Below are 22,309 nucleotides of genomic sequence, written 5' to 3'. Positions count from 1 at the left end.
CTCCCCACCCCAGAGCGTGGGCGGGGAGCGACCCCGGGTTCGGCGGGCGCGTCAGGCGATGGACCAGGCGATCCCGTCCAGGATGTCGTGCTCGCTCGTGACGACCTCGGTGAGCGACCCGCCCGCAGCGGCGACGTCGTCGCGCACGCGGCGCACGACCTCCGACCACACGAGCGCGCCCGCGCCGATGACGTCCACGCGGCCCGGGTGCATGAAGCCGAGCGCCGTGCGCTCGGCGCGCGAGCGGTGGAGCAGGTCGTCGCACGCCGCGAGGACCGCGTCGACCGGGAGCACGGCGCCGTCGATCCGCTCCCGCTCGTACCGTGCGAGGCCCAGCGCGTGGGCCGTCACCGTCGTGACGGACCCGGCGAGGCCCACGAGCATCACCGCCTCCCCCAGCGGGACGACGGACGCCGCCTCGTCGAGCGCGGCCCGCACGTCGGCCCGGGCCGCGGCCTCCTCGTCGGCGGTCGGCGGGTCGGAGCGCAGGTGCCGCTCGGTCATGCGCACGCACCCGACGTCCATCGAGAACGCGGCGTCGGGCGTCGTCGTGCCGAGCACGAGCTCGGTCGAGCCGCCGCCGAGGTCGACGACCGCGTAGGGGCCCGGACGCAGGGCAGCGACCGTCGACGTCGCACCGCGGAACGACAGCGCGGCCTCCTCCTCGCCCGAGACGACCTCGGGCTCCACGCCCAGCGCGGCCAGGACCCCCGCGACGAACTCGTCGCGGTTCTCGGCGTCCCGCGTGGCCGACGTCGCGACGAACCGCGTGCGCGTCGCGCCGAGCTCCGCGATCACGTCGGCGTAGCGGCGCGCGGCCTCGAGCGTGCGCGCGAGCGCCTCCGGCGCGAGGCGGCCGGTGCGGTCGACCCCCTGGCCGAGCCGGACGACCTCCATGCGCCGGTCGAGGTCGACGAGCGTGCCCGCGGCCGGGTCGACGTCCGCGACGAGCAGGCGGATCGAGTTGGTGCCGCAGTCGATCGCGGCCACGCGCGAGGTGCCGGGCCCGGCGGGGGCCGGGGAGGGTGCCGTCGCGGCGAGCGCGCCCGGGTCACGGGTGAGAGGAGAGGTGGAGCCAGAGGTCATGCGACCAAGCGTGCCACGACGTCAGCAGGTGCAGCGGTCGGGGCGCCAGACGTCGCGCACCCGCTCGAGCGCCTCGTCGCCCAGCGGGTTGACGCCGGGGCCGGCGGCCAGGGCGTGCCCCACGAGGACGTGCAGGCACTTGACGCGCGTCGGCATGCCGCCCGCCGAGATCCCGTCGATCTCCTCGACGTGGCCCAGCGACTCCCGCTGCGCGAGGTAGTGCTCGTGCGCACGCCGGTACGCGGCGGCGAGTTCCTCGTCCTCGGTGAGGCGCTGCGACATCTCCTTCATGACGCCGTTCGCCTCGAGCGTCGAGGCGGCCGCCACGGCGCCCGGGTGGGTGAGGTAGAAGGTCGTGGGGAACGGCGTCCCGTTCTCGAGCCGCGGCGCGGTGCGGACCACGAGCGGCCGCCCGCACGCGCAGCGCGCGGCGATGCCGACCACCCCGCGCGGGGTGCGCCCGAGCTGCTCCGCGAGGGTCTCGAGGTCGCGCTCGGTGACGACGGCGTCCGGGTCGTCGGCGGGGATGGCCAGGCGGGCGTCGGGCACGGGTGTTCCTTCGGGTCGGTCGGGCGCGTCGGGTCGACGCGTCACCCATTCTCCCCGCTCGACGGGGCCGAGCCGTCGCCGGCCGGTTCCTCGCCCGCGGGCGGAGACTCCTCGCCGGCCCCGTCGTCGGCCGTCCCGGCCCCCTCGCCCGTTCCCGACGACACCGGCTGCTCGCCCGCGACCTGCACCGACGCCCAGATCGCCTCGTACCAGGGAGTGCCGTCCTCGTAGCCCTGCACGGGGCCGTCGGTGATCGTCTGCCCCGTCTGCGGGTCGATGTCGTCGACCACGGTCTCCGGGTCGAGCACGCGCCACGGCCGCTCGCCCGGCATGACGAAGTTCAGGCGGTCTCGCGCCTCGCGCTCGACGTACGCCTGGTCGTCCCAGCGGTCCAGCTCGGACTGGAGGTCGTCGTGCTGGGTCTGCGCCTGCGCGAGGTCGTTGCGCAGCTCGCGCAGCTCCCCCGTCTGGTTGACGTACGCCCGCAGGGTCGGCAGCAGCAGCACGACGGCGAGCAGCACGACGACGGACAGCACCAGGGTCCGGACCGTGACGACCTCGGGCAGGAGGAAGCCGTACCGGCTCCGGCGCCGGTCCTCCGGCGCGGGACCGGCAGCCCGTCGCGACGGTGCCGGTCGCTGCGTCCGCGCGGCGGGGCGGCGCGCGCCCGCCGGCGAGGAGGACTTCGCCCCGCTCGTGCGGCCCGTCGCAGCGCTCTTCCCGGTCGTCGGCCGCGTGCCCGACGCGCCCTTCGGCGCCGCGGGCTTGGACGCCGGCGGGCGGGACGCACCGGCGGCCGTCGAGCCGGAACGGGGCGCCGGCTTCGACCCGGACCCGCGCGCGGGCCCGGTCCCCGGACGCGCGGGGGCACCGGGGCGCGGGGGGCGGCGCGAGGACGGCATGCCCCGATTGTGCTGCCGCGACGGCCCCGGCCCCGGGAGCACGCGCGGTGCGCCCGCGAACGTGAGCCGATCGACACGACATCTTCACCCGCGGCCGTGACCTGCGGCGGCGCGCACCGGCTCGGCGGCGGGCGCGGGCTCGCCCACGCTCGGGGCCGGACACGCTCGGCGCCGGACACGCCGGAGCCCGGCGGGCCGACGAGCGGCCCACCGGGCTCCGGGTGCCGGGTCGCCCCGGCGGGGTTGCTGCGTGACCGGACGGTCAGCTGCAGGTCAGCCCTGCACCGTCCAGCGCGGGAACGCGCCGCGACCGGCGTAGCGCGCGGCGTCGTCCAGCGCCTCCTCGATGCGCAGGAGCTGGTTGTACTTGTTGATGCGCTCGCCGCGGGCGGGGGCACCGGTCTTGATCTGGCCGGCGTTCGTCGCGACGGACAGGTCGGCGATCGTCGTGTCCTCGGTCTCGCCCGAGCGGTGCGACACCATCGCGGTGAAGCCGTTGCGCTGCGCGAGCTCGACGGCGTCGAGCGTCTCGGTGAGCGTGCCGATCTGGTTGAGCTTGACCAGGAGCGAGTTCGCCGCCTTGAGCTCGATGCCCTTGGCGAGGCGCTCCGGGTTGGTGACGAACAGGTCGTCGCCGACGATCTGGACCTTGTCGCCGACCTCGGCCACGAGCTGCGACCAGGCGCCCCACTCGTCCTCGGACAGCGGGTCCTCGATGGAGACCAGCGGGTAGTCGCGCACGAGCTGCTCGTAGTACGCGATGATGTCCTCCGAGCTCGTCGCCTTGCCCTCGAACTGGTAGGCGCCGTCCTGGAAGAACTCGGTCGCGGCGACGTCGAGCGCCAGGCCCACGTCCTTGCCGGGGACGAACCCGGCCTGCTCGATCGCGACGAGGATGAGGTCGAGCGCGTCGCGGTTGCTCGGCAGGTTCGGAGCGAAGCCGCCCTCGTCGCCGAGGCCCGTCGCGAGGCCCTTGCCCTTGAGCACGGACTTCAGCGAGTGGTAGACCTCCGCGCCCGTGCGCAGCGCCTCGCGGAACGAGGACGCGCCGATCGGGGCGACCATGAACTCCTGGATGTCGACGTTCGAGTCCGCGTGCGACCCGCCGTTGAGGATGTTCATCATCGGCACGGGCAGGACGTGCGCGTTCGGGCCGCCGACGTAGCGGTACAGGTCGAGGCCGGCGCTCTTCGCGGCGGCCTTCGCGACGGCGAGCGAGACGCCGAGGATCGCGTTCGCGCCGAGCTTGCCCTTGTTCGGGGTGCCGTCCAGGTCGATGAGGGCGGCGTCGATGAGGCGCTGGTCCTCGGCCTCGAAGCCGATGAGCTCCGGGGCGATGTCGTCGATCACGGAGTTGACCGCGCCCTCGACGCCCTTGCCCAGGTAGCGGGACTTGTCGCCGTCACGGCGCTCGACGGCCTCGAACGCACCGGTCGACGCGCCCGACGGCACTCCGGCGCGGGCGAACGTCCCGTCGTCCAGGACGACCTCGACCTCGACGGTCGGGTTTCCGCGGGAGTCGAGGATCTCGCGCGCTCCAACGGCTTCGATGCTGGCCACAGGTGCTCCTTCGGGGCAGGGCTGCGGGCGCTTCGAATGGGGTGTGGCCGACCCGGGCAGGGAAACCCGGGACGCCGCGTGCGCGCCCGCGACGGTGGTGGGTTTACGACCCCAGCCTAGTGCCCGGATGTGACCTGCGCCGCTGCGTCCGGTCCGTGGTCCCGCACGCGGGACCCTCGACGGGAGCGCCCGTGACGTTGGTCCCGCAGGGGAGGACGACGCGCGGCGAGTCGGACGATCGACCAGGTCTAATCTCGGAGAATCCGGCTCAATTGACCCCCACAACCGTCCAACTCGTTGCCTGCCGCTGCCATTCGCCGGGGCGCGCAATACCGGGCAAGTTCACCCGGTGTTCACCTACCGTTCACCTTGGTCCAGCAGTAGCGTGACGCTACGAACCGTAGTGCTGCCAACGAAGACAGCACCGTTCAAAGGGGTACAAGACGCCATGAAGCTCTATGAAATGCGCTCGGAACGAGCGCGGCGAAATGGGCGGACCAGAAGGCTCATCGCCGCATTCTTCGCCTTTATCCTCGCGGGCACACTCGTGAGCACCCCGGCTGCGGCGGTCACCGATCCCGACCCGTCGTTCCGCCTGACCGCGCACGACCTCGAGTTCATCCTCAAGCAGATCCACGTCTCCGAGGCGCACTCCGCGGGCGGCACGCTGCTCTGCGACGACCCGACCGACAGGAGCGGCAAGTGCGTCCCGAGCCCTGCCCTCCCGTTCGGTCTGCGCACCGTCGACGGCTCGTTCAACAACCTGCTCGCCGGCCAGGAGGAGTACGGCAGCGCCGACCGCCCGTTCCCCCGGCACCTGGGGACCACGTGGCGCGAGGCCGATCCCGGCCCACCGTTCTCGCCGCCGAACCCTCCCGGCGCGACGGACGTGTGCGCAGCCGGCACGACCTGCTACTCGATGTTCGCGCCCGGCAGCTTCGTCTACGACGCCGACCCGCGCATCATCTCCAACCTGATCGTCGACCAGAGCGCCGACAACCCCGCCGCCGTCAACGCGGCGGAGAGCACCGAGGGCGGTGAGGTCCGTCCCGACGGTTCCGTGTACATCCCGAACACGGCGCCGGACGAGGGCCTCTCCGCCCCTTTCAACGCCTGGTTCACGTTCTTCGGCCAGTTCTTCGACCACGGCCTCGACCTCGTGAACAAGGGGGGCAACGGCACGCTCGTCGTCCCGCTGCAGCCCGACGACCCGCTGTACGACCCGGCGTCGCGGACCAACTTCCTCGTCCTCACGCGGGCCACGCGCCTCCCCGGCCCCGACGGCGTCGTCGGGACCTCGGACGACGAGCACAACAACCAGACCACACCGTGGGTCGACCAGAACCAGACGTACACGTCGCACCCCGCGCACCAGGTCTTCCTGCGGGAGTACGAGCTGCGGGACGGCGTCCCGCACGACACGGGCCGGCTGCTGGACGGCACGCTCCCCGGCGGGGGCACCGGAGGCCTCACCACGTGGGCCGACGTCAAGCGCCAGGCGAACGAGGTCCTCGGGATCGCGCTCACCGACGCCGACGTGCTCAACGTGCCGCAGGTCGCCGTGGACCTCTACGGCAACTTCATCCCGGGCCCGAACGGCTTCCCGCTGCTCGTCACCGACGAGGACGGCGACCCCGCGACGGAAGACCCCCTCAACGTGGAGGGGGACGTCACCGACCCCGTCCCGACGGCGAACGCGCTCGGCACCGCGCACGCGTTCCTCGACGACATCGCGCACGGCTCGACCCCGCTGTTCGACGCCGACGGCAACCTCGTCCCGCAGCAGTTCGACGACGAGGGCAGCCCGATCCCGCCGGGTGTCCCCCTGTTCAACGCGGACGGGTCACCGGTCACGGACCAGTCGCTCGCCGGCTACGACAACGTCTCGCTCGACGAGCACTTCGTCACCGGTGACGGCCGCGGCAACGAGAACATCGGGCTCACGGCCGTGCACCACGTGTTCCACGCAGAGCACAACCGCCTCGTCGGCTACATCGACGGGGTGCTCGCCGAGAACCCGGAGCTGCAGAAGGCCTACCAGGGCCTCGAGCACCAGTGGCCGACGAAGCGGTCGGGCGACGAGCTCCCGGGACCGGAGGACGACGACTGGAGCTATGAGCAGCGGCTCTTCCAGGCGGCACGCTTCGCGACGGAGATGCAGTACCAGCACCTCGTCTTCGAGGAGTTCGCCCGCAAGATCCAGCCGAACGTCGACCCGATCGTGTTCAACGAGAACAGCTACGACGCGACCGTCGACCCGGCGATCGTGGCGGAGTACGCGCACGTCGTCTACCGGTTCGGGCACTCGATGCTCACGGAGGAGATCGACCGCCAGGGATTCGGGACGGAGGGGGTCAGCCTGCTCGACGGCTTCCTCAATCCCCGGACGTACGACGACGACGGGACGCTGACCCCCGAGCAGGCGGCCGGCGCCGTCGTCAACGGCACGACCAACCAGGTGGCCGGGCAGATCGACGAGCACGTCATCGGCACGCTGCGCAACAACCTGCTCGGCCTGCCGCTCGACCTCGCGACGATCAACATGCTTCGCGGTCGTGACACCGGGACGCCCGGTCTCCAGGAGGCCCGGCGGACGTTCTTCGCCGCGACCGGGTCGCCGACGCTCGAACCGTACGAGAGCTGGCACGACTTCGGTCTCGGGCTCAAGAACGGCAACAACTTCGGCCGCGGCGGCAGCAACGCGTCGCTGGTCAACTTCGTCGCCGCCTACGGCACCCACCCGACGATCCTGGCCGCGACGACCGTCGACGCCAAGCGGGACGCCGCCTCCCTGCTCGTCAACGGGACGCTGCAGGGCCAGGAGGTGACCTTCCGGGTCGGTGGGAGCGACCGGTTCGCGACGGCCGCCCAGATCAGCAGCGGGTTCTTCGAGCCCGGGGTGCCGGTGGCCTACGTGACGAGCGGGATGAACTTCCCCGACGCGCTCGCCGGCGGGCCCGCGGCCGCGTCCCAGGGCGGTCCGATCCTGCTCGTGCAGCCGGGGACCATCCCCCACGCGACATCGGCCGAGCTGGCCCGGCTGCAGCCGCAGCGCATCGTCGTCCTCGGCGGTGAGGGAGCGGTCAGCCAGGACGTCCTCAACGGTCTGGGCACCTACACCACCGGCGCGGTCACCCGCGTGTTCGGCGCGGACCGCTACGAGACCACGGCCAACGTCAGCGCCTCGGCGTTCCCGGCAGGCGTCGACGTCGCCTACGTGGCGAGCGGGGAGAACTTCCCCGACGCGCTCGCGGGTGCGGCCGTCGCGGCACGTGACGGTGCTCCGGTCCTCCTGGTCACGCAGAGCTCGGTCCCCGCCGCCATCGCGGCCGAGCTCGACCGGCTGAACCCCGGCAGGATCGTCGTCCTGGGCGGCACCGGCGTCATCAGCCCGGCCGTCGAGACGCGGCTCGGCACGTACACGACCGGAGCCGTGACCCGGCTGGGCGGCGCCGACCGCTACCAGACAGCCCTGCTGATCAGCCGGTACGCGTACCCGTCCGGGGCGCCCGCGGCGTTCGTCGCAGCAGGGACCAACTTCCCGGACGCTCTCGCAGCAGCCCCGGTCGCCGGTCTCAGCGGCGGTCCGCTCCTGCTCGTCCCTCCGACGGCCGCGCCCGCCGGCGTGCTCGCGGAGCTCAGGCGCCTCGACCCCGGCCGCATCACGGTGCTCGGGGGGACCGGCGTCATCAGCCCGGCGGTCCAGCAGCAGCTCACCCCGCCGCCACCCGTCCCTGCGGACCTTCCCGCCGACCGGCTCGACTTCGTGCACAGCACGGGCGCCTGGGCGAACGGTGCGGACGGCCTCACGACGACGGGTCTGGAAGACGTCGACTTCTGGACGGGGGGCCTCGCGGAGGCGCTCGACCCGTTCGGCGGCATGCTCGGCTCGACGTTCAACTTCGTGTTCGAGAAGCAGCTGGAGAACCTGCAGTTCGGCGACCGGTTCTACTACCTGTTCCGCAACCAGGGGAACCAGCTCTTCGCGGCGCTCGAGGCGAACTCGTTCGCCAAGCTCATCCAGCGCAACACGGACGCGTCGCTCCTCCCGGCGGACATCTTCTCCGTCCCGGACCCGTCGCTCGACCTCGAGAACCTGCCCGACCCCTGGCCGTCGCAGCTGACCCAGATGGGCGACGGAACGTATCGGTGGGACGGCGACGAGCACGTCGAGATCCACGGCAACCGGACCGAGGCCGACCGCATCCGCGGCGGCCAGGGTGACGACGCGCTGTGGGGCTACGGCGGGAACGACCGCATCGAGGGTGGTTCCGGGAACGACGAGATCATCGGTGGACCGGGCGACGACATCCTCACGGACAGCTTCGGCGACGACAACATCAAGGGTGGCCTCGGCAACGACGCCATCAACGGCGGTCCCGGCGTGAACCTGCTGCTCGCGAGCCACGGGAACGACTTCGTGGTGGGCGGCAACGACACGCCGAACGACATCTTCGCCGGCACGGGGAACGACGTGGTGCTCGGCGGTGCCGGGCGCACGAACGTCTTCGGCGGCGAGGGTGACGACTGGATCCAGGGCGGCTCGCACGCCGACCTGGCCCAGGGCGACAACGCGAACCAGTTCCAGAACGACACGATCGGAGGGAACGACGTCGTGGTCGGCGGACCGGGCAACGACGACATCGAGGGTGAGGGTGGCGACGACGTGCTCGTCGGCCGAGCCTTCGGCACCGACCGGCACGAGGGCGCCATCGGCTACGACTGGGTGACGTACTACGGCGAGAACGGCGGCGTGGACGCCGATCTGAGGTTCTCGACGCTGCAGCGCCCGGACGTCCAGGCGGTCCGCGACCGGTACGACCTCGTCGAGGCGCTCTCCGGCGGTGGCGGCAACGACGTCCTGCGCGGGCAAGGCTTCGGCGTGGACGACATCCCGGACAACGAGGTGCCGCTGCACAAGATGACGCAGGAGACCCTCGACCTGTTCCCCGGGCTGGAGGCCATCCTCCGACCGGGCGGCGGGCACGAGGACTACGCGCTGCGGTTCATGGACGACCCTCTCGCGGCCGACCAGGACGGGCAGAGCAACCTGCTCATCGGGGGGCCGGGCTCCGACCTCGTCGAAGGTCGGGGCGGGAACGACTTCATCGACGGCGACGCATACCTGCGCGTGCAGCTCGCCGTCGGCGACGAACGCTTCGACAACGCGGCCCAGCTCCAGACCCGAGTCTTCTCGGGCGAGATCAACCCGGGCGACATCTCGATCGTCCGCGAGATCGTGGAGGACGACGAGGCGGACGGCGTGATCGACACGGCGGTCTACCAGTTCGACCGGGAGGCGTACGAGGTGACCGACCTCGGCGACGGCTACACCGCCGTCGAGCACACGGGCGCCGCGGAGCTCGAGGAGAGCGACGGCCGCGACGTCCTGCGCAACGTCGAGATGCTGCAGTTCGGTGACGGCTGCCTCGTCCTGGCCACGATGGAGGCGTGCGCGTCCTTCGGGACCGTCACGTTCGCCGGCCAGATCGACCCCCCGACGGAGGACCTGCCGCTCACGGCGACGGTCGTCTTCGACGGGTCGCTCGTCCAGAACCCGACGAACGTCCGGTTCGCCTGGCAGCTGGGCGAGGGCGGCGAGGAGTGGGAGCCGTCCGCGACGGGTGACACGCTGCCTGACGCCCCGAACGGGCGGGTCGACACCTTCACCCCGGGTGACGGGGACGGCGGGATGCTCCTGCGCGTCGTGGTCACGTTCCGCGACGACCAGGGCCAGCTGCGCTCGATCGTCTCGGAGGCGCTGCCCGCGGTCGTCAACGTCAACGACGTCCCGACGCAGCCCGTGCTGTCGCCGGAGGTCGTGACGGTCGGGAGCGGTCTGAACCTCGGCGGGTTCACCGACGGCGACGGGCTCGAGGAGTCGTCCGAGGCCGGGATCACGTACGCGTGGCAAGCGTCGACCGACGGCTTCGCCACGGTCCGGGTCCTGGAGAACGTGGTGCCGACGGCGTACCAGGTGACGGCCGCCGAGGCCGGGCACCAGATCCGGGTGGTGGTCGGCTACACGGACGACCAGGGCACGGCGGAGACGGTGATCTCGACCGTCTCGACGGTGACCGGAGGCCCCTGACCGGGTAGAGCGGCCCGTGGGGCCGGCCGGCACCGGCCCCTTCTCCACCGGACCGCCCTCCTGACGGCGAGGGGGTCCGCCGCTCCGGCGGCGGGCCCCTTCGCCGTGCGCCAGCTTTCAGGCCGGGGTCGTCTCCGCCGCGACGATCTCACCCTCGACGCGCCGCAGCTCGACGCGGAGCGCCGCCTCGGCGTCGAGCCCGTCCGCCTCGGCGCGCGCCACGAGCGCCAGCAGCTCGCGCCCCAGCCGCTCGTCCGCCGTCGTGCCCTCGCCGCCGGCCCCGGTGGCCGCGCCGCCCGACGGCGCCGCGAGCGCCGCGCCGACCGCGTCGCCGAGACCGCCGCGGCCGGCCCGGGAGAGGACCTTCTGCGCGCGGGCGAGCGCACCCTGGGTGTGCGAGATGCCCTCCAGCACCGACGTGCGCTGCTTCTCGGCCTTCTTGATCGCGTCCCACTGCTGGTGGAGGTCGGTGACCTCGGCGTCGGCGAACACGTGAGGGTGGCGTCGCACGAGCTTCGCGGCGAGGTCGGCGGCGACGTCGTCGACGGTGAACGGATCCGGCTCCTCGCTCGCGATGCGGGCGTGGAAGAGGACCTGGAGCAGCAGGTCGCCCAGCTCCTCGCGCATCCCCGCGCGGTCGCCGGTCTCGATCGCGTCGGCCAGCTCGTGCGCCTCCTCCAGCAGGTACCGCACGAGCGACTCGTGCGTCTGCTCCCGGTCCCAGGGGCACCCGCCCGGCGAGTACAGCCGGTCCATGACGGCGACGACGTCGCGCAGCGGGTCGGGGGCGGCACCGGGGTCGGGCGCGGGCTGAGCAGCCGAGGGCAAGGGTGCGGTCACCGGTTCATCGTAGGTTCGGCCGAGCAGGTGGTTCCTGCCGGTCGAGCAGGCGGTCGTGGCTCGTCCGGACGTCCGGACGGGCCACGACCACCTGCTCGGCGGCGGGTCAGCAGGTGCGTGCGTCCACCGCGATGTCGCGTGTCGAGGCGGGTCCCCCGGCGTCGCGCGTCGCCGTGATCGTGGCCGTGGTGGCCGGGACCGACGTCGCGCGGACGGCGAACGACTGGTACGCGTTGGCGCCCGGCGCCACCGCCGGGAACGTCCGCGTCCCGTACGGGGTCGTGAGCGTCACGTCGACGGGCATGGCCTCGCGGTTCGTGGCCCGGACCGCGACGTAGGCCCTGCCCGCGAGGCAGCGCGCCGACGCCTCGACGTCGAGCGCGACCTCGGGCGCGGCGCCCGCGCCGACGAGCCGGGCGACGCCCCAGCGGGCCGTCGACTGGTAGCCCGCGCCCGACGGGTCCGCCCAGTTGCGGATCGCGGTGCGCGCGCCGTCGGACGCGTCGTTGACCTGGAGGTCGAGCCCGTGGAAGCTCCCCTCGCCGCCCTGGTCGGCGAGGTCGACCGCGAGCTCGACGACGTACCCGTCGGTGGTCCGGGACGTCGCGCTCGTGACGCGCGCCCGTTGCGCCGCCTCGTCGCCCGTGCCGAACGACACTGCGTTCTCGGCGCTCACGCGGATCTGGGTGTCCAGGTCACGGTAGGCGCCGTTCTTGGCGTTGCCCGCGTCGACGTAGATCTCGACGGAGTCCTGCACCCACGGGTCGGAGCCGCTCACGTCCACCACCGGGTCGGCGACCTCGGCGAGCACGTAGAGCGTCCGGTCCCGCCACAGGGTGCGGACGGTCGCGACCGCGCCGCCGCTCCCCTGGACCTCCTTCGCGGTGGTCACGGGCGCACCCGCCTCCGCCCAGACGGCGTCGATGTCGCCGTCGACCGCGGGCACGGCCGACGCGTGCGCGACCTCGAGGTACGACAGCTCCTCGAGCAGGCGCAGCGTGCCCGTCGCGCCGGGCGTGTTCCAGGCGGACGTCGCGCCGCCGTCGGTCGCGCGCACGTCGAGCGCGAGCGTGTCTCCGGGCGCGGCGCCGACGAGCGGCAGGTGCGCGACGACGTCGTACCCGCCCGCGCGCTCGGTCACCTCCGCGGAGACCCCCGCGCTCGTCGTCCCGTCACGGCCGACGGCGTGCTCCGTGCCGCCGAGCACGAACGTGACGACATCGGTGGCGTCGCCGGTCGCGTCGTCGACGCTCGCGAACGCGGTGAGGTGGTCCGGGGCCCAGCGGAGCTGGAAGCCCACGTCGCCCGCGGGGGGGCCACCGGGCGCGGCGAACGTGTGCAGCGGGAGCCGCTGCCAGTCCGGGGCCGCGGCGGCGTCGCCGTCGAGCGCGACGTCCCCAGCGAACACGTCGGCCGTGCGCAGGAGGGCGGGCAGCTCGCCGTCGACCACGCCGTGGTAGGCGGGCTTGGCCTTCAGGGCGTCGTCGAAGACGAGCGGCGCACCGCTGTCGACGCGCCAGCTCCGGCCGTCGGTGAGGCCCCACACGGTGACCGAGTACAGGTCGTCGGTGTGCTCGCGGAACACGCGGAACGCGTCCCGGTAGTAGTAGCCCTGCTCGACGAGGTTCGCCTGCGTGACCGGGGTGCCGGTCGTCACGTCGAGCTCGGTGACGGCCTGCGTCACCGGCAGGTCGGCGAACCGCTCGATCGCGCCCTCGAGCGCGGAGACCGGCATCGAGAGGCTCACGTGGAACTGGTGACCCACGCCGTCGACGGGCACGCCGCGCGCCAGGAGGCGCTCGACGAGCGCGTGGTACCGGTCCTGCTTGCCGCCCTGCTCGGTGTTGTAGTCGTTGATGAACAGCGCGACCGGACGCTCACCGCGCTCCTTGGCCGCCGGGTCCGCGTAGACGTCGTTGAACGCCTCGTCGGCGTACGCGAACGCGAGGTCGAGGTACTCCTCGCCGAGGATCCGGAACCACTCCGAGCGGCGCAGGCCGTCGGGGTTCTCCGCGCCGTCCGACACGACCTCGTTCGCCACGTCGAACGCCGTGAGCGGGTTGCCGCCGCCGAACGGGCCGTACGCGTCGGCGAGCGACCCCGCGACGGAGAAGACGTGCGTCCGCAGGCGGTCGCGCAGGACCTGCCGGTCCGCCTCCGACGTCGTCAGGGGTGCGCCGTCGGCGCCCTCGAAGAACCAGTCCGGCGTCTGCGAGTGCCACACGAGCACGTGGCCGTAGACGCGCAGGTCGTGCGCGGCCGCGAAGTCCATCAGGGCCGTGGCCTCGGGGTGCGTGCGGAACGTCCGGTCCTCGTCGTACCAGGCCTCGGGCTTCATGTGGTTCTCGGCCGTGACCTGGTCGAAGTGCCGCAGCAGCAGCTCGGACGCCGCGCCGGAGGTCTCGCGGCTGTCGATCGCGACCCCGATCGGGACGTCGACGGTCTCCTTGACGCCCGTGAGGTCCTCGACCGCGGGCGGCGCCGGCACGCGCAGCACGACGTCGTCGACGAGCAGGTCGCTCGTGTTGTCGCCGTTGTAGTCCGTCTCCAGGTAGAGCAGCGCCTCGTCCGCGGCGGCGCCTGGGAACGTCGCGGTGATCTGCGTCCACCCCGTGCTCGTGATCCCCGAGAGCTGGGCGAGCGTCGAGTACGACGTCGCGCCCTCCACCGTGCGCGCGATGCTGAGCCACACGTCGTCCGCGGGCTGGCCCTCGGCGAAGCGCACCCACGCGCTGAGCTCGTACGTCGTGCCGGCGGCGAGCAGCCCGGTCACGTCGTGCCCGATGCCGTCGCCCTGACCGTCGCGGCCGGAGACGACCGCCGCCTGCGCGCCGCCGTGCGCCACGTCCGTGAGGTCGAGCGACGGCGTCGTCGCGTCGCCCGCGCGCGGGACCCAGCCGCCGAGGCCGTCCTCGAAGCCGGTCTCCAGCAGGACGTCGCCCCCGCGCGGCGGGGTCCCCGCCGGGAACGTGAACTCCCAGCCGGCCGCGAGCCGCTCCGCGACGACCGTCTCGACCGCCGCGAGCGTGCCCGCGCGATCGCCGCCACCGTCGTGCGCGAGCACGACCTCGCCGGGCCTCATCGCGGCGCGCAGGTTCGCGGTGAGGGTCTCGACGTCCTGGGTCTCCCAGTCGGAGATCGTGTTGACGACCGCGAGGGGCTGCATGCCGAGCGCGACGGCCACCTCGGGGGTCGCGCCCCACGAGCCGTTCGGCGCGCGGAAGAACGGCACGGGGTACGCCGGGTCGCCGAGCGCGTCGCGGAGGATGCCGAGGTTCTCGACGAGGTCGGCCCGGACCTGGTCGGCCGACCACGCGCCCATGTCGGCGTAGCCCGTCGAGTGGTTGCACAGCACGTGCCCCTCGTCGACGATGCGGCGCAGGAGCTCGGCGCCGCCCGGCGCCTCGACGTTCTGGCCGATGACGCAGAACACCGCGTGCAGGTCGTGCTCCGCGAGGAAGTCCAGGAGCGCGGGCGTCGTCCCGGGGTTCGGCCCGTCGTCGAACGTCAGGGCCGCGACGTCGCCGGTCCCCTCGGCGAGGCGCACCGGCGTCGGGACAGGGTCCACCGCTCCCCCGGGCACGACGTCGCCCGGGTCGGTCGCGACGGTCGTCACGCGGACGTCGTCGAGGAGGAACGACGGGTGCGCGCCGGAGACCGGTGCGGCCTCCACGTAGAGCGTCGCCGCCGTGAGGCCCGCGGGAAGGGTGTACGTCCCGCCGATCTCCACCCACCCGTCGGCCGTCGCCGCGACGGCCCCGCCGACCCACGTGTACGCGTCGCCCGCCGCGCCCGTCTCCTGCACGGTGAAGTGGACGCCCGAGGACCCGGTGGTGCCCGCGGGCAGCTTGACCCACGCCTCGACGTCGTACGCGACGCCCGGCTCCAGCAGCGCGAGCACGTCGGTCGCGACGCCGTGCCAGTCCGCCGTCCGGCCCGTCACCGCGAGGCTCGACGCCCCACCGTGCGCCTCCGCGTCGGTCAGCGTCACGGTGACCGGCCCCCGTGCGGCCCACGGCGCCGACGTCGCCGATTCGAAATCGTTCTCTAGAACGGTATCGATATCGTTATCGACTTGGACAGACATCGGCACATTACTCACATCCATCCCCGTCGCCGCGCTCGCTCCCCCGCCCGCTACGAGGGTGGCGAGCACCCCCGCCACGGCGGTCCTCCACGTGCGTCTCATCGTCGTCGCTCCCTTGCGATCGGCTGCACGGGCGCATCGCGCCCCGGGCGCACCGGCGCGCCCGGGCCACACCCTAGGGGCATCCACCGGGTTCCGACAATGGTTGAACTATTCCCGATCGCCACCGCGCGCCATCCGGATGACCAGGGCTCTACCTCGCGCGACCACGGTTCTCCCTCGCGCGACCAGGGCTCTCCCTCGGCCGGCCCGGGTCGACCAGGCCGGGCGAGACGACGGGCGAGCGGAGGAGGCCTGGCAGCCGATCAACACAGCAGAGGCCCCGCCCCGGTCTGGGTGAGACCGGGGCGGGGCCGAGGACGCGAGGTCACGACCTCCAGGTGTCCGACAGCGTCACGGAGCCGTCCTGCCCGACCGTCGCGGTGCGGTTGCCGCCGCTCTCCCAGACGACGTTCCCGCCGCCGTCGCGCTTCACGTACTTGTACTCGAACGTCGTGCCCGCCGGCAGGTCGAGGGTCGCGGTCCAGACGGGGTAGCCCGCGGCCGAGAGCGCGACGCCGCTCGCGGGCGCCCAGGACCCGAGCGCCGGGATGCTCCCGACGACGAGCACGCTCTGCCCCCAGGTCGTCGTCGCCGTCACGGAGAACGACGCGTCGCCCTGACCCTCGACGGGGCCGGGGCCCTCGCCGTCGTCCTCGCACGGGTCGCCCGCCGTGACCGTCCCGCCCGCGACCGCGACGGCCGCGCCGCTCAGGGTGTAGTCCTTGCCGCCGTTGTTGTCCCAGGAGCCCGAGCCGTTCGTGAACGCCGCCGTGACGGTCGCGGCCGCACCCGTCGCGCCGTCCGGCAGGGCGATCTCCTTCGCGACCCAGCCGGTGCAGGCCGGGGTCATCGCGACGCCGGGCACGGCGGTCCAGGCGCCCGTGCCGACGCGGTAGTGGACGTTGTACGCGTTCCAGCCCTTGTCGGTCGCGTAGTAGACGGTCGTCGTGCCGCTCGGGTCGACCGGCCCGGGTCCGCCGGTGCCGCCGTCGTCCACGGCGCCGACGTGCAGGGCGAGCGCCCCGTACGCGGGGACCGTCGCGGTGAAGGTGCCGGAGGAGCTCACGGTGTACTTCTTGGCGCAGTCCTTCGACGCGACGACGTCGCAGTACGTCCCGGCCGGGAGGGACGTCTGGTAGGTGCGGGTGACGGCGCTCGCGGTGTTGTTGATCGTCACGTACCCCTTGCTGCCACGGCCGTACGCGACGTGGTTGTTCCCGTCGTCCCACCAGTTCGTCACCGCGGTCCCGGCGACGGCGTTGTGGAAGCCGACCATGCCCACGATCTCGGTCCAGCGCTGCGTGCAGACCCACGCGCTGTTCGAGCAGCTCGCGTCCGGCACGGACGTCGCGGACGCGCCGGGGGCACCGGCGTCCTTGTTGTCCCAGGTGTAGCCGGAGTAGACGCTGGGCGCGCCGTAGGGCCACGAGAGCATGAACGTGTTGGCGAGCTTGTACTTGGCGCCCCACTTGTAGTTCATGGTCTCGCCGTTGCGCTCGGTGTCGTGGTTGTCGACGAACACGCCCGCGCGGTCCGAGGGGAGCTTGTTGTCGCCGATGGTGCGCAGGTCCTTGATCTGGCCGTCGAACCGGGACTTGAGGTCGCGCGCGTAGAAGAACTCGTGCGAGTCCCCGGAGCCGAGGTACTCCGAGGGCTGGATCGGCTCACCGCCCGCGCCGATGACCTCGTGCACCCAGAAGATGTTCGGGTTGGACAGCTTTGCCTTGATGGCGGCGAGGTCGGATGCGGGGATGTGCTTGGCGGCGTCGATGCGGAAGCCGGAGACACCCATGCCGATGAGGTCGTTCATGTACCCGGCGATCTTGCCCCGCACATAGTCGGAGCTGGTGCGCAGGTCCTGGAGCGAGACGAGGCGGCAGTTCTGGACGTTGTACCGGTCGCCGTAGTTGGTGATGTTGGACCGGCAGTCGTTGAAGTCGTTCGGGCCGTACGGGACGCCAGGGAAGTTGTCGACCGAGTAGCTCGTCCCGCCGGTCCCGGTGCCGGACCCGGTGTCGGCGCCGGCGGTGTGGTTGACGACCGCGTCGACGACGACTCCCACGCCTGCGGACTTGCAGGTGCTCACCATGTTCTGGAACTCGGCACGGTTGCCGAGCTTGGACTCGATCTTGTAGCTCACCGGCTGGTAGGAGGTCCACCAGGCCGTGCCCTGGATGTGCTCCTGGGGCGGCGAGACCTGGACGTAGCCGAACCCGGCCGGGCCGATGGTGCTGGTGCACTCGGCCGCCACGGAGTCCCACGTCCACTGGAAGAGGTTGAGGATCACGTCGCCCCGGCCGTTCGGGGAGTCGACGACGGGCGTCGGCACGGGCGGTGCCGCCGCGGCGGGCGCGGCGACCGGGACCGTCGCGGCGAGCGCCGCCCCGAGCGCGAGGGCGGCCGACGCCGCGGCCGCGACGACGCGCCGCAGGCGTCCGTCGCGCCGGACCGTGCGCCCGGGGGCCCGACGGGCGCCGGGCGCCGCTGCGGGGGTGGGTGCCGGCGGACCGGCAGGGTCGGTGGTGCGCGTCATTGCTGCTCCTTCGAGGTGCTGCGGCCGACGACGCGCTCGACATCGAGCGCGTGCGGGCCACGCGGTGCTGTCTGCGCCCCGGGGTGTCGGGCGCGTCCGGGACTCGGCAGCGTTGCAGAGATTTACCGGATATTGCTGCAACCTTACAGAGCCGCCTCGACGCTGTCACGACCGGCCGGCGTCGCGCGCTCCGGTCGCGGCTCCTGTGGGCCGTGCGCCGTGGGCTCCGACGGCATAGCGTCGAGCGGTACGCACCACGGGAGGAGACGACGACATGGGGACCAAGCGCCGCTGGAAGGACCTGACCAAGGGTCAGAAGATCGTCGTCGGGGTCGTGGGTGCAGCACAGGTCACGCTCACCGCCGCGGCGTACCGCGACCTGCTGCGCCGCCCGGCGGAGCAGGTCAACGGCACCAAGCTCGCGTGGGGGCTCGCGCTGCTCGTCAACTGGGTCGGGCCGATCGCCTACTTCCTCGACGGCCGCAAGCCCTGACCCCCATCACGTCGAGCAGGTCATCCTGGTCGCCTGAACAGGTGGTCCTGGCGCGTCACGATGACGGACGCACCAGGACCACCTGTTCGACGTCGTGGTGGCTCCCGTCAGCGGGCCGCCGAGGACGTCCCTACCGTCGCCGCCGCGCTCACCTCGCCGAGGATCACGGCGTCGATGAGCTGGCGCGCCCAGTCGAGCACCTCGGCGCCGCGCAGCGGGCGTCCGCCGATGCGCGCCGTCGTCGGGTACGGGACGAGGAACGCGCGGATCGCGGGCTTGAGCAGCGTGCCCGGGTACAGGCGCTTGAGCCGGAACTGCGCCGACTCCGCGAGGTCCACCGGGGCGAACCGGATGAACTTGCCCTGCGCCGTGACGTCCGTGAGCCCCGCGCGGCGCGCGTGGTTGCGGAAGTCCGCGACGTCGAACAGGGCGGACGCGACGTCCGGCAGCGCCCCGTAGCGGTCGACGAGCTCGGCCCGCACCTCGGCGAGCTCGGGCGCGTCGGTCGCGGCGGCGATCTTCTTGTACGCCTCGAGCCGCAGCCGCTCGGTCGCGATGTACGACTCGGGCAGGTGCGCGTCGACCGGCAGCTCGATGGAGATCTCGGGCTGCTCCTCCGGGCCGTCGCCGCGGTAGTTCGCGACGGCCTCCCCCACCATGCGCACGTACAGGTCGAACCCGACGCCCGCGATGTGCCCGGACTGCTCGCCCCCGAGCAGGTTGCCCGCGCCGCGGATCTCCAGGTCCTTCATCGCGACCTGCATACCGGCGCCGAGGTCGGTGTGCGCGGCGATGGTCGCGAGGCGGTCGTGCGCCGTCTCGGTGAGCGGCCGCTCCGGCGGGTAGAGGAAGTACGCGTACGCGCGCTCCCGGCCACGGCCCACGCGCCCCCGGAGCTGGTGGAGCTGGGAGAGCCCCAGCATGTCCGCGCGCTCGAGGATGAGCGTGTTCGCGTTGGAGATGTCGAGCCCGGTCTCGATGATCGTCGTGCAGACGAGGACGTCGAGCTCCTTCTCCCAGAACGCCCGGATCACCTGGTCGAGCTGGTGCTCGTTCATCTTGCCGTGGGCCACGCCCACCCGGGCCTCGGGCACGAGCTCGCGCAGCCGCGACGCGGTGCGGTCGATCGTCTCGACCTTGTTGTGCACGTAGAACACCTGGCCCTCGCGCAGGAGCTCGCGGCGCAGCGCCGCCGCGATCTGCTTCTCCTCGTACGCGCCCACGTACGTGAGGACGGGGTGGCGCTCCTCCGGCGGCGTCGCGAGCGTCGACATCTCGCGGATGCCCGTGACCGCCATCTCGAGCGTGCGCGGGATCGGGGTCGCGGACATGGCGAGCACGTCCACGTTGGTGCGCAGCTGCTTGAGCGTCTCCTTGTGCTCGACGCCGAACCGCTGCTCCTCGTCGATGATGACGAGCCCGAGGTCCTTGAACCGGATGCTGCCCGTGATGAGCCGGTGGGTGCCGATGACGACGTCGACCTTCCCCAGCCGCAGGCCCTCGATCGTCTCCTCGGACTCCTTGGCCGTCTGGAAGCGCGAGAGCGCCTTCACTGTGACGGGGAAGCCCGCGTACCGCTCCGAGAACGTCTCGAGGTGCTGCTGGACCAGGAGCGTCGTCGGCACGAGCACCGCGACCTGCTTGCCGTCCTGGACCGCCTTGAACGCCGCGCGGATCGCGATCTCGGTCTTGCCGTAGCCGACGTCGCCGCACACGAGCCGGTCCATGGGGACCGTCTTCTCCATGTCCGCCTTGACCTCGTCGATCGTCGCGAGCTGGTCCGGCGTCTCGACGTACGCGAACGCGTCCTCGAGCTCGCGCTGCCACGGCGTGTCGGCGCCGAACGCGTGGCCCTGCGTCGCCATGCGCGCCGAGTACAGGCGGATGAGCTCGCCCGCGATCTCCTTGACGTGCTTGCGCGCGCGGGTCTTCGTCTTGGCCCAGTCGGCCCCGCCCATCTTGTTGAGGCTCGGGGACTCGCCGCCCGTGTACTTGGTGACCTGGTCGAGCTGGTCCATCGGGACGAACAGCCGGTCGCCCGGCTGGCCCCGCTTCGACGACGCGTACTCGATGACCAGGTACTCCCGCGTCGCCGCGTTGCCGCCCGTGCCGAGCGTGCGCTGCACGAGCTCGACGAACCGTCCCACGCCGTGCTGCTCGTGCACGACGAAGTCGCCCGCCTTGAGCTGGAGCGGGTCGACGACGTTGCGCCGCCGGCTCGGCATCTTGCGCATGTCGCGCGTGCTCGTCCCCGCACGGCCCGTGAGGTCGGCCTCGGAGAAGACGGCGAGGCGCAACCCCGGCGCGACGAAGCCCTTGCCGACCATGGCCGGGGTGACGAGGACGATGCCGCCCTCGGGCTCGTCGTCGAGGCGCGGCACGAGGCGCGCGGGCGTGTCGACCGCGCCGAGCTGCTCGACCATGCGCTTGGCCGGGCCGTGGCCCTCGGTCGTGAGCACGAGGCGCCAGCCCGCGTGCTGGAGCCCGCGCACGTCGTCGAGAGCGCGCGAGACGTCGCCGCGGTAGGACTCGACGTCACGCGCGCCGATCGTGAAGGTCGGGACGCCGTCCGCGCTCTCGCCCACGTGCGCGGCCGTCGTGCCCGACGCCGCCGGTTCGCCCCCCGCGACGGGCGCGCCGGCGCCCGCCGCGACGTCGGTCGGCAGGTCGGTCGGCACGTCGAGGTCCGGGTTGTCGAGCGCGAACGAGGACAGCGTCCACCAGCCGAGGCCGCGGCGCTGCGCGACCGCGCGCACCTCCACGAACGTCTCGAACGACGCCGCGGACAGGTCGAGCGGCGACGCCCCGCCCGCGACCGCCCCCGTCCAGGCGGCGGCGAGGAACTCCTCCGTCGTCGCGACGAGATCGTGCGCGCGCCGGCGCACGCGCTCGGCGTCGTCGAGGACGAGCAGCGCGTCGTCGGGCACGAGCTCGAGCACCGGGACCATGCGGTCCACGAGGACCGGCGCGAGCGACTCCATGCCCTCGACGGCCACGCCCGCGGCGAGCTTGTCGAGCATCTCGACCGCGCCCGGCAGCTGCTCGACGAGCGCCGCCGCGCGCGCCCGCACGGACTCGGTGAGCAGGATCTCGCGGCACGGCGGCGCCCACAGCCCGTGCTCGGCGATCTCGAGGCTGCGCTGGTCCGCAACCGCGAACCAGCGGATCTCCGACACCTCGTCGCCCCAGAACTCCACGCGCAGCGGGTGGTCCTCGGTGGGCGGGAACACGTCGAGGATGCCCCCGCGCACCGCGAACTCGCCGCGCCGCTCGACCATGTCGACGCGCGTGTACGCCGCCGCGACGAGCCGCTCCGCGACGTCGGTCAGGTCCGCCGTCGACCCGGCGTGCAGCTCGACCGGCTCGAGCTCGCCCAGCCCCTCCACGACGGGCTGCAGGAGCGCGCGCACCGGCATGACGAGCACGCGGACCGGGCCTGACGGCCCGACCTCCGGGTCCGGGTGCGCCAGGCGGCGGAACACGGCGATGCGCTTGGCGACGGTGTCCGCGCGCGGGCTCAGGCGCTCGTGCGGCAGCGTCTCCCAGCTCGGCAGGACCGCGACCACGTCCGCCAGCTCGTCCGGCAGGTAGGCGCGCACGCTCGCGGCGAGCTCGTCCGCGTCGCGCCCGGTCGCCGTCACGACCACGAGCGGACGCGAGCCCGTCGCCCACGCGGCGCCCGCCGCGCCGTCGGGCACCCCGTCGACCGGCCCGGTGGCCCGCGCCCCCGCCATCGCGGCGAGCAGCGGCGGGCGCGCACCGGCCGGGCCGACCACGTCCGCCTCGCCACGGGCGCGCACGTGCTCGACCGCCGCCGTCGCGGCGGGGTCGGCGAGCAGCGCGGGCAGGATGCCGGTGAGGTTCATGCGGTGGGGTCCCTCCGAGGACGGTGGTCGGGAGCGTCGACGGCCGCGCGCGGGGCGGGCCCGGGTTGAGGACGGTGCCGGGGCTGGCTGAGGACACGACGGGGCAGCACGAACGGCCCGGACCGAGGTTCACCGAGGGTGAGCGGGTCCGGGCTGACGTCGTGCGGGACGACGGATCCCAGCGTACGCCTCGGCGCCCA

At 73.0% G+C, this 22,309-nt stretch carries 10 protein-coding genes; 2 read left to right on the top strand and 8 right to left on the bottom strand.

All coding sequences use genetic code 11. The features are described 5' to 3' along the window. Window positions 1-51: 51 nt before the first annotated feature. The 4 genes from ACFC2L_RS15405 to eno form a co-directional block, all read right to left on the bottom strand. Entirely contained in the window at window positions 52-1,086 is a 1,035-nt protein-coding gene (locus ACFC2L_RS15405; RefSeq protein ID WP_375825158.1) for an exopolyphosphatase, read from the bottom strand. 21 nt (window positions 1,087-1,107) lie between these two features. Then, the gene (locus ACFC2L_RS15400; RefSeq protein ID WP_375825157.1) at window positions 1,108-1,635 is read right to left on the bottom strand and encodes a DUF501 domain-containing protein; all 528 of its coding nucleotides are present in this window, start codon (window positions 1,633-1,635) and stop codon (window positions 1,108-1,110) included. A gap of 41 nt (window positions 1,636-1,676) precedes the next feature. Next, a complete protein-coding gene (locus ACFC2L_RS15395; protein ID WP_375825156.1) occupies window positions 1,677-2,537 on the bottom strand; it encodes a septum formation initiator family protein in 861 nt (286 codons plus the stop codon). Window positions 2,538-2,810: 273 nt separating this feature from the next. Beyond that, window positions 2,811-4,097 (bottom strand): phosphopyruvate hydratase, encoded by a 1,287-nt coding sequence (gene eno / locus ACFC2L_RS15390; protein WP_375825155.1) that lies wholly within the window; start codon window positions 4,095-4,097, stop codon window positions 2,811-2,813. A 547-nt stretch (window positions 4,098-4,644) separates the two neighbouring features. Between eno and ACFC2L_RS15385 the strand changes: the two genes are divergently transcribed. Further along, complete coding sequence (locus ACFC2L_RS15385; RefSeq protein WP_375825154.1) at window positions 4,645-10,188, top strand: cell wall-binding repeat-containing protein; 5,544 nt, start codon at window positions 4,645-4,647, stop codon at window positions 10,186-10,188. A 117-nt stretch (window positions 10,189-10,305) separates the two neighbouring features. On the opposite strand, the gene ACFC2L_RS15380 is transcribed toward ACFC2L_RS15385, so the two are convergent. The 3 genes from ACFC2L_RS15380 to ACFC2L_RS15370 all read right to left on the bottom strand — a co-directional run bounded on the left by ACFC2L_RS15380 (window position 10,306) and on the right by ACFC2L_RS15370 (window position 17,750). After that, entirely contained in the window at window positions 10,306-11,028 is a 723-nt protein-coding gene (locus tag ACFC2L_RS15380) for a MazG family protein (RefSeq protein WP_375825153.1), read from the bottom strand. Between the two features lie 106 nt (window positions 11,029-11,134). Continuing rightward, complete coding sequence (locus tag ACFC2L_RS15375) at window positions 11,135-15,115, bottom strand: endo-1,4-beta-xylanase (RefSeq protein WP_375825152.1); 3,981 nt, start codon at window positions 15,113-15,115, stop codon at window positions 11,135-11,137. A 427-nt stretch (window positions 15,116-15,542) separates the two neighbouring features. Further along, complete coding sequence (locus tag ACFC2L_RS15370) at window positions 15,543-17,750, bottom strand: carbohydrate-binding module family 20 domain-containing protein (RefSeq protein ID WP_375825151.1); 2,208 nt, start codon at window positions 17,748-17,750, stop codon at window positions 15,543-15,545. Window positions 17,751-18,024: 274 nt separating this feature from the next. Between ACFC2L_RS15370 and ACFC2L_RS15365 the strand changes: the two genes are divergently transcribed. Further along, complete coding sequence (locus ACFC2L_RS15365; RefSeq protein WP_375825149.1) at window positions 18,025-18,243, top strand: PLD nuclease N-terminal domain-containing protein; 219 nt, start codon at window positions 18,025-18,027, stop codon at window positions 18,241-18,243. 107 nt (window positions 18,244-18,350) lie between these two features. On the opposite strand, the gene mfd is transcribed toward ACFC2L_RS15365, so the two are convergent. Then, entirely contained in the window at window positions 18,351-22,109 is a 3,759-nt protein-coding gene (gene mfd / locus ACFC2L_RS15360) for a transcription-repair coupling factor (RefSeq protein ID WP_375825148.1), read from the bottom strand. Between the last annotated feature and the right edge of the window lie 200 nt (window positions 22,110-22,309).

This window comes from Cellulosimicrobium sp. NPDC055967 (assembly GCF_042269845.1).
Taxonomy (GTDB): domain Bacteria; phylum Actinomycetota; class Actinomycetes; order Actinomycetales; family Cellulomonadaceae; genus Cellulosimicrobium.
This window is presented reverse-complemented; position numbering and strand designations above follow the sequence as displayed.

Bases quoted from the DNA above. Each gene is read 5' to 3' on its own strand.
- ACFC2L_RS15370 (WP_375825151.1), bottom strand. From the start codon at position 17,750: ATGACGCGCACCACCGACCCTGCCGGTCCGCCGGCACCCACCCCCGCA.
- ACFC2L_RS15395 (WP_375825156.1), bottom strand. From the start codon at position 2,537: ATGCCGTCCTCGCGCCGCCCCCCGCGCCCCGGTGCCCCCGCGCGTCCG.
- ACFC2L_RS15405 (WP_375825158.1), bottom strand. From the start codon at position 1,086: ATGACCTCTGGCTCCACCTCTCCTCTCACCCGTGACCCGGGCGCGCTC.
- ACFC2L_RS15375 (WP_375825152.1), bottom strand. From the start codon at position 15,115: ATGTCTGTCCAAGTCGATAACGATATCGATACCGTTCTAGAGAACGAT.
- mfd (WP_375825148.1), bottom strand. From the start codon at position 22,109: ATGAACCTCACCGGCATCCTGCCCGCGCTGCTCGCCGACCCCGCCGCG.
- ACFC2L_RS15365 (WP_375825149.1), top strand. From the start codon at position 18,025: ATGGGGACCAAGCGCCGCTGGAAGGACCTGACCAAGGGTCAGAAGATC.